This window comes from Streptomyces sp. CB02056, assembly GCF_001905545.1.
GTDB lineage: Bacteria > Actinomycetota > Actinomycetes > Streptomycetales > Streptomycetaceae > Kitasatospora.
The window spans coordinates 195,730-208,219 of the sequence record NZ_LIPD01000013.1 but is presented as its reverse complement, the minus strand read 5'-3'; the positions used below and the strand labels follow the sequence as shown (position 1 = coordinate 208,219).

Below are 12,490 nucleotides of genomic sequence, written 5' to 3'. Positions count from 1 at the left end.
GCCTCCGGCAGCCAGGCCGACCGCTCAGTGGGTGTCGAGCACCGCCGAGGCCACCGCGTCCGGGCGGTCGAACATCACCAGGTGCCCGGCCGGGGCGGTGGTGCGGAAGTCCGCCCCGAGCAGTGCCGCCAGCTCCCGCTGCCGGGCCAGCCAGTCCTCGGTGCGGCGGGTCCGGCAGCCGTCGTCGGCGGCCAGCACGGTCACCGGCAGGTCCTCGGCCAGCGGCCGGGTGCGCCGCAGCTCGTCCAGTTCGGCGGCCGTGTCGAGGTAGCGGCTGTTCTCCCGCAGCAGCGCGCGCAGCGCCCGCCCGGTGCGGTAGCAGTGCCGGACCAGCGGCGCCGGGGCGAGGTCCTCGCGGCGGACGGTGGACAGCCTGGCCATGGCCCGGCGGGCGGTCGGGCCCAGCAGGTAGGGCACGGCGAGGGCGGTGGCGGCGCCGGCCACCGCCCGGGCCGCCAGGTCGCGCGCACCGGGTGCCGGGTAGGGCCGGGCCGCCGCCTCCACGCTGCCGTCCACCAGCACCAGTCCGGCGGTCCGCTCGGGGTGCAGCCGGGCGAAGGCCTCGACGTGGAAGCCCGCGAGCGAGTGCCCGACCACGGTGCAGCGCTCCCGCAGCCCGAGGCCGTCCAGCACCGCCCGGATCCGCCCGGCCTCGCCGGCCGCCGTCGGCGCGGGCCGCCCGGTGGCGGGCTCCCCGGCGCTCAGCCCGTAACCGGGCCGGTCGAAGCGGACCACGGTGCGGTACGGGGTGAGGAAGGGGACGACCAGGTCCCAGTCGAACCAGCTGCTGCCGAGGCCGCCGGAGAGCAGGCAGACCGGGCCGCTGCCCTCGGTGCGGACGTGCAGCGGGACGCCGTCGACGCGCAGGAAGCGCGCCCGGTCGACGGCCTCCGGTCCGGCGGTGCTCATGTCGGCCTCCGTCCCGGGGACGGTTCGGTCGGTCGGCGCCGCCCCTCGTCCCCCTGGTTCACCTCGGCGTCCTCGGCGTCCTCGTCCGTACCGTCCGAGCGGGCGACGCCCAGGGCCAGCAGGCCGAGCCAGAGCGCGACCAGCAGCACCTGGAGCCGCTGCCCGGCCCCGAGCGCCCAGGTGCCGCGCCCGGCCTGGAAGGCGGCGATCGAGGCGAGGCTCCAGCCGGTGGCGAGCAGTTCGGCGCCCAGCAGCCAGGGCCCGAACCGGCGCACCGGCGGCCACCAGCGGTAGCGCCGGGCGGCCACGGTGAGCGAGACCAGCGCGGTGAGCGCCCCGGCCATGGCGAGGCTGCTGGTGACCGCGTGCGCGGTGTGGGTGGCGGGGACGAGCCCGGCGGTCTCCCGGGCGGCGCACATCTCGTCGCTGGTGGGGGCGCAGCTGAGCGGCAGCCGGGAGTCGGCGGCGGTCGCGGCGCCGAACAGGGCGAGCGCGGACCAGCCGGCCAGCGCCCAGCGCCGCCGCCGCGAGGCCCCGACCCGCCCGGTGGCGAGGGCGGTGCCGGCGGCGGCGAGCAGGCAGAGTCCGGCGGCCAGGTCGGTGGCCCGGAACAGGCCGCCCAGCGGCTGGTCCTCGGCGGCGAGTTCGCTGATGTACGCCTGCACCGGGTCGAGTCCGGTGCTCAGCACGACCTCCAGCACCCAGGCGGTGTACGCCACGGCGCTGAGCAGCAGCAGGGTGGCGACCGTCGTCCGCGCGGCGCGGTGGCCTGGCTGGGGGCGGGGCACCGTTCCACCCTAACCAGCGGCGAACTCCGGACCAACCGGAAGGAAAGGGGCGGATCGATCGGCCGCCGCCCGGGTCGTTCGCGGGTGCCCCGGGCACGACCCGGGGGCGGCTCGGCGACGGTTCGGTGATGGCTCGGCGATGGTTCGAGGCACCCCTCGGAACCGTGTATTGTTTTCCAGGTCAGCAGGCGCCGCTAGCTCAGTTGGTTAGAGCAGCTGACTCTTAATCAGCGGGTCCGGGGTTCGAGTCCCTGGCGGCGCACAGACATTTGGGGAGCCTCTCGCAGCAGCGAGGGGCTCCCCGATTTTTTGGCCTCCGACGTCCGTTTTGCGTGTGATGTCGGTCTCGATTGGCGATCCGCCGGAGCTATCCGGCCCGTTCTGCTCGTCCAGGGCAGTAAAACCGGAATCGGGACAAAGGTCCCCAACCGCCGATGTCCCCGTCCGTGCCGGGCTGCCTCGATGCGCCCGCAGGAAAGGCCGCGCTTTGTCCAGAAACGCCCAGGGCGGCCGTCGCACGCCGTCGATCAGTCTCCGGCCGGTCAAACGGCTCAAGCGCTCCACCGGCCCGGCCGGCGGATCCGGCGGATCCGGCGGCGGGAAGCCGCGACGTCCGAAGCGCACCGGCTGGCGCCGGCTGATACCCACCTGGCGGATGACCCTGCTGGGCTTCGGCTCCGCGCTGCTGCTCGGCATCGGTCTGTTCGCCCTCGGGATCGCCCTGGTGAAGGTGCCGGACGCGCACGCCGCCGCCACCGCCCAGAGCAACACCTGGCTCTACGCGGACGGTTCGGTGCTCACCCGCACCGGCCAGACCAACCGGCAGAACGTCTCCCTGGACAAGGTCTCCCCCGCCGCCCAGCACGCCGCGCTGGCCGCCGAGGACCGGAACTTCTACAACGAGGGCGCGATCAACGTCCAGGGCCTGGCCCGGGCCGCGGTCAACACCGCCAAGGGCCAGGGCACCCAGGGCGGCTCCACCATCACCCAGCAGTACGTGAAGAACACGTACCTGAACCAGAAGCAGTCGGTCACCCGCAAGGTGAAGGAACTGTTCATCGCCATCAAGGTGGACGCCACCGAGAGCAAGAACGACATCCTCTCCGGCTACCTGAACACCTCCTACTACGGCCGCGGCGCCTACGGCATCCAGGCCGCCTCCCAGGCGTACTTCGGCATCGACGCGTCCGCCCTCGATCCCGCCCAGGGCGCCTACCTGGCCACCCTGCTGAACGCCCCGAGCGCCTACGACGTCGCCACCGCGACCGCGGCGGGCAAGCAGAACGCCGTCAACCGCTGGAACTACGTGCTCGACGGCATGGTCAAGGAGGGCTGGCTCTCCGCGGACGAGCGGGCCAGGACCGCCTTCCCGGAGGTCCGGGACCCCCAGCCCAACCCGGGCCTGTCCGGCCAGGCCGGCTACCTGGTCGACGCGGCCACCCAGTACCTCACCTCCAGCGGCGTGATCAACGAGACCGAGCTGGCCAAGGGCGGCTACACGATCAAGCTGAGCATCGACCCGGCCCGCCAGCAGGCCCTCCAGGACTCCGTCCAGGCCCAGCTGCACGACAGCCTGAACCCGGACAAGCGGAAGAAGGACGCGGCCGCCCAGGCCGGCGCCGCCTCGGTGGACCCGAAGACCGGCGCGGTCGTCGCCCTGTACGGCGGCGTCGACTACGTGAAGCACTACGTCGACAACGCCACCCGGCGCGACTACCAGGCCGGCTCGACCTTCAAGGCGATCGCGCTGGCCGCCGCCTTCGAGAACAACGCCAAGACCCAGGAGGGTCGCACCGTCACCCCGCGCACGGTCTACGACGGCACCAGCGGCCGGAAGGTCCGCGGCGGCAAGGGCACCCCGTACGCGCCGCCGAACGAGGGCGACAAGAGCTACGGCCAGATCACCCTCCAGCAGGCCACCGACTGGTCGGTCAACTCGGCGTTCGCGCAGCTCGCGCAGGACACCGGGCTCCAGAAGGTCAAGGACACCGCCGTCGCGATGGGCCTGCCCGGCAACACCCCGGGCCTCGACCCGGTGCCGTCCATCCCGCTGGGCGCGGCCACCCCGAGCGTGCTCGACATGGCGGGCGTGTACGCCACGCTGGACAACGGCGGCAAGCAGATCACCCCGTGGCTGGTGCAGTCGGTGGACCGCGAGGGCGAGAACGTCGCGCTGCCCGCGCACAAGACCACCCAGGCGATCAGCGAGGACACCGCCAACCAGGTCACCTCGATGCTCCAGGGCGTGGTGAGCGACCCGGGCGGCACCGGCTGGCGAGCCAAGGGCCTCGGCCGACCGGTGGCGGGCAAGACCGGCACCACCGACGACCAGAAGTCGGTCTGGTTCGTGGGCTACACCCCCGAGCTGGTCACCTCGGTCGCCCTGTTCGGCCAGGACCCGGGCAACGGCTCCCAGGTCAGCCTGAGCGGCGTCGGCGGCATCGACGGCGCGGCCGGCGGCCAGTTCCCGGCCCAGATCTGGACCAGCTACATGAAGTCCGCGCTCAAGGGCCAGCCGGTCAGCGACTTCGCCACCCCGGCGGGCGGCGACTCCTCGGGCGCCACCGACCTGCCGACCGCCCCGAGCACGCCGAGCAGCGCCCCGTCGACGGGCGCCCCCAGCGGCGCTCCGAGCACCGGCCCCACCACGGCGCCGGGCGACGGCTCGGGCTCGACCCCGTCGGGCGGCACCGACGGCGGCGCGACCACCGCGCCGACGGCCCCGCCGACCAGCCAGCCCACCACCCAGCCCACCCGGCCGCCCCGGCCCACCTCGAAGCCGACGCAGACCACCCAGCCGACCGCGCCCCCGACCAGCCAGCCGACCGGCCAGCCCACGGGCGGGACGGGCGGGACGGACGCGCTCACGGGGGCGGGCGCCTCGTCCCGGTCCGGGGGCTGACGGGGGTCCGATCATCCCGGCCAGTTCACTCGGCCCCGGCCGCCCGCTCTCAGCTGAGACCGGGCGGCCGGGGCCGAGTGATTTCGCCGCCGCGTACGGTGAAGGGCAGGACCGAATGACGGAATGGCGCCTTACCCGATCATTGGTATGACTGTCACAATGCGGCCGTGCACAGATCAACGGCCTCGCCCACCCTCCCTTCGGGCAGAACCCTCGGCCTCGGCCTCGCGCTCGTCTCCGCCTTCGCCTTCGGCGGCTCCGGCACCGCGGCCAAGCCGCTGATAGAGGCCGGACTCTCCCCCCTGCACGTGGTGTGGCTCCGCGTCACCGGGGCGGCGGTGGCACTCCTCCCGATCGCCTACCGGCACCGGGACGCCGTCCTGCGCCGCCCCGGCCTGCTGCTCGGCTTCGGCCTGCTCGCCGTGGCGGGCGTCCAGGCCTGCTACTTCGCGGCGATCTCCCGCATCCCGGTCGGCGTCGCCCTGCTCATCGAGTACCTCGGCCCGCCGCTGCTGATCGGCTACGTCAAGTTCGTCCAGCGCAAGCCGATCACCCGCGGCGCGGCCATCGGCGCCGGCGTCGCGGTGGCCGGGCTGGCCTGCGTGGTCGAGGTCTGGAACGGTCTGAGCTTCGACGCGCTGGGCGTGCTGTTCGCCCTCGGCGCGGCCTTCTGCCAGGTCGGCTACTTCGTGCTCGCCGACGCCGGCCGGCACGGCGACCGCCCGGTCGACCCGCTCGCCGTCAGCGCGTTCGGGCTGCTCGTCGGCGCGGTGCTGCTCACCGTCCTCACCCGGCCGTGGCAGGCCGACTGGAGCCGGCTCGGCGGGTCGGTGGTGATGAACGGGCACACCCTGCCCGCGTTCGTCCCGGCCGCGTGGATGGTCCTGATCGCGACCGTGCTCGCCTACCTGACCGGGGTGATCTCGGTCGGCTACCTCTCGCCGCCGATCGCCGGGGTGGTCGCCAACCTGGAGGCCGTGGTCGCCACCGTGACGGCCTGGGTGCTGCTCGGCGAGCACCTCGGGGTGCCGCAGATCGCGGGCGGCCTGCTGGTGCTGACCGGCGCCTTCGCGGCGCAGGCGAGCAAGCCCGCGGAGACGGGATCGGGGACGGGTTCAGGGACGGGCTCGGGAACGGGTTCGGGCTCGGGTTCAGACGCGGGGGCCGACAGCTCTGGAGCCGCCGGGCCCGGGGCCCCCGACCGGGTGGCCGCCGAGCGCGGGATCAGCGGCCGGTCCAGCCGAACCAGTCGAGGTGACTGAGCGGCCACACGACGGCCGACACCGGGCCGACCACGTTGTCCACCGGCACGGCGCCGCCGCCCGGGCCGTGCTGGTGGTACCGGGAGTCCGCGGAGTCGCTGCGGTGGTCGCCCTCGACCCAGACGTAGCCCGAGGGCACCTTCACCGGCCCGAAGTCCAGCCCGGCGCAGGAGTCGTCCCCGGGGTGCAGGTACGGCTCGTCGACCTTCCGCCCGTCGACGGTCAGTGTGGTGCCCTCGCACTGCACGGTCTGGCCGCCGGTCGCGATGACCCGCTTGACCAGGTAGTTGTCGTCCTTCGGCGGCACCAGGCCGACGAAGCTGAGCACCGAGCTCACCGCGTTGGTGACCGGGTTCGGGTCGGTCGGCTGCGGCGGCAGCCAGCCCCCCGGGTCCTTGAACACCACCGGCTGCCCCGGCTCCGGCTCCCAGCCGGTCAGCGGCGCCAGCTTGTTCACGCCGACCCGGTCGCCGATCCGCAGGGTGTTCTCCATCGAGCCGGACGGGATGGTGAACACCTGGAACAGGCAGGTCTTGATCAGCAGCGCGACCACCAGGCCGACCGCCGCCATCACCGGCAGCTCGATCCACCACGGCCGGGGACGCCGGCCCGCGCGGCGGTCCGTACGGCCGCGCGAACCGCGCGCCCGACGGCGGGCCTCGGCGCGGCCGCCGGACACCTCGTGGACGTTCGACGCGGAGCCGCTGGGGGCTCCGGCCCCGCTGGGCGTTTCGGGCAGGTTCACCGCCATCGTCGCTGCTCCACCTCTCCGGCTGGGGAAACCTGCACGCTACGCCAACCGTGGAGCCTGACGAAATCGGTCATTTAGCCGCCGCCGACATCGCCGGGTGTCCCAGGGGAGCCCCGAGGGGTCGCACCGGGGATCACCGGGGGTCACCTGGGAACGGCCGGGAGGGGCCGGGAACGACCGGGGCCCGCTGCCGGCGGTCCGCTCCGTCTCCGTCTCCGGGTGGGGTGCGGGCTCCGGGCGCGGGGGCCTCCGGCCTCCGGGCGTGCGGGCTCCGGCCCGGTCAGGCGCGGGCGATGGCCTCGTGGTGGCGGATGACCTCGGCGATGATGAAGTTCAGGAACTTCTCCGCGAAGACCGGGTCCAGCTTCGCCCCCGCCGCCAGCTCCCGCAGCCGCTTGATCTGGTCCCGCTCGCGCGCCGGGTCGGCCGGCGGCAGCTTGTGCTCGGCCTTGAGCCGGCCGACCCGCTGGGTCGCCTTGAAACGCTCGGCCAGCATGTGGACCACCGCGGCGTCGATGTTGTCGATGCTCTCGCGCAGGCTGGTCAGCTCGGCCCGTACGGCGTCGTCGATCCCCTGGGGCAGAGCGGCGTCGGGGGTCGTGGAGTGGTCCGTCATCGGGGCGGCTCCCGGTGTCTGGAGTGGGCGCCCGACCGTACGCCGGCCGGGCTCGGGCCCGGGCAAATCTAACAGGGCCCCCGCTCCGGCCCCGCACCGTCGAACAGAACCGTCCACGATCCGGACAGCGCCCCGGAGCCGCCCGCCGGCACCGCGCACCGCCTCCCCGCTGCGGCGTGACACGCCGGAGCGGGGAGGCCCCTGCCCGTAGGCTGGGGCACGCATGACCGGAAGTGACCGCTCGAACACTCTCCCTCAGCACTGGAGGAACCGATCGTGGCAACCACCCGCACCGCCCGTACGGCCTGGGAGGGCAACCTCGTCGCCGGCCAGGGCCAGGTGACCTTCGAATCGTCCGGCATCGGCACGTACCCGGTGTCCTGGCCGTCCCGCGCCGAGCAGGCCAACGGCAAGACCAGCCCGGAGGAGCTCATCGCCGGCGCCCACTCGGCGTGCTTCTCGATGGCCCTCTCCCACGGCCTCACCGGCGCCGGCACCCCGCCCACCACGCTGGAGACCCAGGCCGACGTCACCTTCCAGCCGGGCGAGGGCATCACCGGCATCCACCTGACCGTCACCGGCACGGTGCCGGGCCTGGACGAGGCGGGCTTCGTCAAGGCCGCCGAGGACGCCAAGGCCAACTGCCCGGTCAGCCAGGCCCTGACCGGCACCACCATCACCCTCACCGCCAAGCTGGCCTGAACCGCACCCCTCTTCTCCTCTTCTTCTCCACCGCGCCCCTCGGGGACCGGCCGGCGTCCGGCTCCCGGCCGGTGTCCGGCCCGCGGTCGGCGCGCGACCGGTCCGCGTCCGGCGCACGGTCGGCGCCCAGGGGCGCGGCTTCAGCGCACGCGCCCCTGGCGCACATCATGTGATGTGCACCGGGGGCGTCTGCACGTACCGCCATTCATGATCACAAAGCGGGCGAATCACCCTGGCGGCGGTCACCGCGTGTTGCCGTCGCGGCCTATGATCGGCCGCAGCGCCCTGTCCTTCAGGCGGGTCCCCGCGCACCGGCGCCCCACGACGGGCGGCCCCGCAGCGGACCGACTCCGAGGACCACGACAGAGTGCGGAGCCGACCGCCGGGTCCCGACTGGCCGGCCGGACATCGTCAAGCGTCAGCAGCGGACGGGAGCATGCCGTGCCGGGCCAGAACGAGGGGGCCGACGCACACCACCCGGGCGGGCGGCACGAGGAGTCACCGTGCCACCGCCACCTCGCCTCTCCGGTCCTGGAACCGGTCCTCGATCCGGCCCTTGAACCGACCCTGGGACCCACCGCCGGATCAGCCGCCGGACCTGTGGTCGGACCGACCGGCGGAACGGGCGGCGGGCCCGTCTCCGGATCCGTCACCGGGCCGGCCGCGGGGCCCGTCACCTCCTTCACCGCCCGCGGGACGCTGACCGAGCCGGAGCCGCTGCTCTGCCCCACCTGCGCGGCCCCGCTCAACGGCGACGCCCGCCGGGAGCGGGGGCTCACCCGCGGCAGCGGCCGGGAGAGCATCGACACCGACCGGCTGCTGGCGGCGCTGCGGGCCAGCGAGTCCCGGTTCCGGGCCGCCTTCTGCGACGCCGTCATCGGCATGGCCCTGATCGATGCCGAGGACCGGATCATCGAGGTCAACCCCGCCTTCGCCGCCCTGATCGGACAGGGCGTCGGCGACCTGGTCCGCACCCACCTGCACGAGATCATCGACCCGGAGGGCATGCCGGACCGGCTCTTCTCCGAACTCGTCCGCGGCGAGCGGGAACGGTTCCGCGTGGAGAAGCAGCTCAAGCACCGCGAGGGCCACACGGTCTGGAGCAAGGTCACCGTCTCGCTGATCCGGGACGGCGCCGGGGACCCCCTCTACACCCTCGCGCTGGTCGAGGACATCACCGAGCAGCGCCGGCTCGGCGACCGGCTGGAGTACCAGGCCCTGCACGACCCGCTGACCCGGCTGCCCAACCGGACCTACTTCTTCGAGCGGCTCGACGCCGCCTGCCTCGCACCGACCGACCAGCCGGGCCCGGTCGGCGCCCCGGACGAACGCCGGGTCGGGGTCTGCTACCTGGACCTCGACGGCTTCGCGGCGATCAACGAGGCGCTCGGCCACCACATCGGCGACCAACTGCTGATCGCCGTCGCCACCCGGCTGCGGCGCGGGTTCGACGGGCGCGACACCCACCTGGTGGCCCGGATGGGCGGCGACGAGTTCGCCGTGCTGGTCACCGACAGCCTGGGCAGCGAGCAGCTGACCGAGCTGGCCGCCCGGATCCTGGAGGTGCTGGAACGTCCCTTCGACGTGGCCGGGCACCGGCTGGTGGTCACCGCCAGCGTCGGCGTGGTCGAGCGGTCCGTGCACGAGACCACCTCGACCGACCTGGTCAAGGACGCCGACGCCACGCTCTACTGGTCCAAGGCCGACGGCCGCGCCCGCTGGACCCTCTACGACCCGGACCGCGGCGCCCACCAGCTCACCCGGCAGCTGCTCGCCACCGCGCTCCGCCCGGCCCTGGAACGCGGCGAGTTCGCGATCGAGTACCAGCCGCTGGTCGGCCTGGCCGACGGCACCGTGCACGGCGCGGAGGCGCTGGTCCGCTGGCGCCACCCCCGCTACGGGACGCTCTCCCCGGACCGCTTCATCCCGCTCGCCGAGGAGACCGGCGCGATCGTGCCGCTCGGGACCTGGGTACTGGAGGAGTCCTGCCGCCAGGCCCGGCAGTGGCTCGCCGAGTTCCCCGAGACCGAGACCTTCGTGAGCGTCAACCTCGCCGCCCGCCAGATCTGGGACTCCGACATCGTCGCCGACGTCGCCCGGGCCCTCGAACGCACCGGCCTGCCGGCCCGGCTGCTCCAACTGGAGATCACCGAGAGCGCCCTGCTCGGCCCCGGCGGCCGGCCCCTCCAGGCCCTCCAGGCGCTCGCCGACATGGGCGTGCGGATCGCGATCGACGACTTCGGCACCGGCTACTCCAACCTGGCCTACCTCTCCCGGCTGCCGGTGCACGTGCTCAAACTCGACGGCACCTTCATCGAGGGCTTCCGCGAGCCCTCCCCGACGGACCGGCCCGGCCGCCCGGAACTCGGCTCCCGCCGCAGCGACGCGGACGAGCAGATCGTCGGCGCGATGGTGCAGCTCGCCCACACCCTCGGCCTGACCGTCACCGCCGAGGGCATCGAGAGCGCCGCCCAGGCCGAACGCCTGCGGCTGACCGGCTGCGACACCGCCCAGGGCTGGTACTTCGCCCGCCCCGGCGAGGCCGAACTCGTCGCGGCCATACTCCGCGACGGCCGCCCCGCCCTACAGGGCCGCTAGCCGCAGGGGCGGGCCGGAACGAGACGGGGCCTCGGCCGACGCCCGCCCGGAGCCGGCACTTCGCCTGCCCCCGGCGAAGCCGAACCGGTCGCAGTGAGCAACAGCCGCGGGCCGGCGGGCCGACGGGTCGGTCCGCCCGGCCCGCGGTGGTGTGGCCCACCACCGCGTGGCGCTCGGCCCGCGCCCCGGCCGGCCCGGGGCGTCGAACCTCCCGGCGGCGGTCACGGCTGTAGCAGGACCGCAGGCCGTCGGTCCCGCCACAGCCGTCAGGCCGCAGCCGTCACACCGTCGCCGTCAGGCCGTACGCCTCGGCGATCAGGCCGTACGAGCGGAGCCGGGCCTCGTGGCCGTGGATGTGGGAGGTGACCATCAGCTCGTCCACGCCGGTCCGCTTGCGCAGGGCCTCCAGCCCGTCGGCGACCCGGCCCGGGTCGCCGAGCACGACGTTGTCGAGCCAGCTGTCGATGAAGTCGGCCTCGACCGGGCTGTACGGGTACTCCTCGGCCTCCTGCGGGGTGGGGATCGGGCCGGGGTTGCCGCGCCGCAGGCGGAGCATGCCGAGGGCCGCGGAGCGGGCGAGGCGCCGGGCCGAGGGCTCGTCGTCGGCGGCGACCGCGCTCACGCCGATCAGCGCGTACGGCTCGGCGAGCACGGCGGAGGGGCGGAAGGACGAGCGGTAGAGGTCCAGCGCCGGGACGGTGTTGGCGCTGCTGAAGTGGTGGGCGAAGGCGAACGGGAGGCCGAGGCGGCCCGCCAGCTGGGCGCTGAAGCCGGAGGAGCCGAGCAGCCAGACCGGCGGGCGGCCCTCGCCCTTGGGGACGGCCGTCAGCCGGGCGTACGGGTGGCCGTCCGGGAAGTCGCCGTCGAGGAAGTGGGTCAGCTCGGCGAGCTGCTGCGGGAAGTCGTCCGCGCCTTCGGCGAGGCCGCGGCGCAGCGCCCGGGCGGTGGCCTGGTCGGTGCCGGGGGCGCGGCCGAGTCCGAGGTCGATCCGCCCGGGGTGCAGGGCTTCCAGCAGGCCGAACTGCTCGGCGATGGCCAGCGGGGCGTGGTTGGGGAGCATGACGCCGCCGGAGCCGAGCCGCAGCGTGGTGGTGTTGGCCCCGAGGTGGGCGAGCAGGACGGCGGGGGTGGAGCTGGCCACTCCGGGCATGCCGTGGTGCTCGGCCACCCAGAAGCGGTGGTAGCCCCACTGTTCGGCCTGGCGGGCCAGTTCGGTGGTGGCGGCGAGGGCCTCGGCGGGCGTGTGGCCGACGCCGACCGTGGCCAGGTCGAGGATGGAGAGCGGGGCGGGTGCCGTTCCCCGGGCGGTGCCCCGGATCGCCGTGTCGGCCGCCGGTTCGGCCCCGTGCTCCTGCTGGTCCTCGGTGGTCATCCCGTCCGCCCTCCTGGCTGCCGTCCTTGAGCCGACCGTCGTGGCCGGCCGCGCGGGCCCGGGTGGTCCGCCGGTCGCTGTCGCCGACCGGGGTCAACCACGGCCGGGGGCTCGCTGTTCCCGCCTCGGGGATGTCGTCCGGCCACGGTCCGAGTGGGTTTCGGCCATTTCGCACGGGCGTCCGACCGACCGTTCGGCTGACGGAGAGCCAGTGGGCGAACACGGCTGGCGACTTCCCGCCAGCGCCGGAAGTCGCCAGCCCGGGCCCTCGCGACCGGGGGTCGGCGTCCGGCAGGCTTGGGCCCAGAGGCGGACCGCCGGAGCGGGATCCGCACTCCACCAGCAAGATCGTCGGGCTGGACCAGCACCGGACGATCACTGCGAGCCCTCGGCGCGGCACCCCGCCCCGGGGGCTCGTTCGGTTTCGGCGGCCCTCCGCCGCCCGGGTGCCCCTCACCCCGGCCGACCCGGACATACGGCCCGGACACACGGCCCGCCGCCTCGGGGCACGGCCGGAATCAGCACTCGTGATCCATGCCATACCGGGGTGCTTCATGGCATGAAAAGTCGAGGCGCTAGCGTTGACCCCT

At 74.3% G+C, this 12,490-nt stretch carries 9 protein-coding genes and 1 tRNA gene; 5 read left to right on the top strand and 5 right to left on the bottom strand.

Annotation, left to right across the window (positions count from 1 at the left end):
* Positions 1-24: 24 nt before the first annotated feature.
* Both AMK13_RS31515 and AMK13_RS31510 read right to left on the bottom strand, forming a co-directional pair.
* The gene (locus AMK13_RS31515) at positions 25-909 is read right to left on the bottom strand and encodes an alpha/beta fold hydrolase (RefSeq protein WP_074005096.1); all 885 of its coding nucleotides are present in this window, start codon (positions 907-909) and stop codon (positions 25-27) included.
* Entirely contained in the window at positions 906-1,697 is a 792-nt protein-coding gene (locus AMK13_RS31510) for a DUF998 domain-containing protein (protein ID WP_079272663.1), read from the bottom strand. The genes AMK13_RS31515 and AMK13_RS31510 overlap by 4 nt, the downstream gene beginning before the upstream one ends.
* 188 nt (positions 1,698-1,885) lie before the next feature.
* Here AMK13_RS31510 and AMK13_RS31505 point away from each other — a divergent pair.
* The 3 genes from AMK13_RS31505 to AMK13_RS31495 all read left to right on the top strand — a co-directional run bounded on the left by AMK13_RS31505 (position 1,886) and on the right by AMK13_RS31495 (position 5,861).
* Positions 1,886-1,959 (top strand) — tRNA-Lys (locus AMK13_RS31505).
* Positions 1,960-2,352: 393 nt separating this feature from the next.
* Positions 2,353-4,599, top strand: coding sequence for a transglycosylase domain-containing protein (locus tag AMK13_RS31500; RefSeq protein WP_079272677.1), 2,247 nt, complete (start codon positions 2,353-2,355; stop codon positions 4,597-4,599).
* Positions 4,600-4,766: 167 nt separating this feature from the next.
* The gene (locus tag AMK13_RS31495) at positions 4,767-5,861 is read left to right on the top strand and encodes an EamA family transporter (RefSeq protein ID WP_074005095.1); all 1,095 of its coding nucleotides are present in this window, start codon (positions 4,767-4,769) and stop codon (positions 5,859-5,861) included.
* Here the strand turns inward: AMK13_RS31495 and lepB are convergent.
* The gene (lepB, locus tag AMK13_RS31490) at positions 5,824-6,612 is read right to left on the bottom strand and encodes a signal peptidase I (RefSeq protein WP_063780047.1); all 789 of its coding nucleotides are present in this window, start codon (positions 6,610-6,612) and stop codon (positions 5,824-5,826) included. The genes AMK13_RS31495 and lepB overlap by 38 nt on opposite strands.
* Before the next feature lie 280 nt (positions 6,613-6,892).
* A complete protein-coding gene (locus tag AMK13_RS31485; RefSeq protein ID WP_049649676.1) occupies positions 6,893-7,228 on the bottom strand; it encodes a chorismate mutase in 336 nt (111 codons plus the stop codon).
* A 276-nt stretch (positions 7,229-7,504) separates the two neighbouring features.
* Between AMK13_RS31485 and AMK13_RS31480 the strand changes: the two genes are divergently transcribed.
* Together AMK13_RS31480 and AMK13_RS31475 are read left to right on the top strand one after the other, a co-directional pair.
* The gene (locus AMK13_RS31480; RefSeq protein WP_049649677.1) at positions 7,505-7,930 is read left to right on the top strand and encodes an OsmC family protein; all 426 of its coding nucleotides are present in this window, start codon (positions 7,505-7,507) and stop codon (positions 7,928-7,930) included.
* Between the two features lie 600 nt (positions 7,931-8,530).
* Complete coding sequence (locus tag AMK13_RS31475; RefSeq protein WP_241853110.1) at positions 8,531-10,528, top strand: putative bifunctional diguanylate cyclase/phosphodiesterase; 1,998 nt, start codon at positions 8,531-8,533, stop codon at positions 10,526-10,528.
* 280 nt (positions 10,529-10,808) lie between these two features.
* Here the strand turns inward: AMK13_RS31475 and AMK13_RS31470 are convergent, their stop codons facing one another.
* On the bottom strand, positions 10,809-11,900 hold the full coding sequence (locus AMK13_RS31470; RefSeq protein ID WP_074005094.1) for an LLM class flavin-dependent oxidoreductase: 1,092 nt from the start codon (positions 11,898-11,900) through the stop codon (positions 10,809-10,811).
* Between the last annotated feature and the right edge of the window lie 590 nt (positions 11,901-12,490).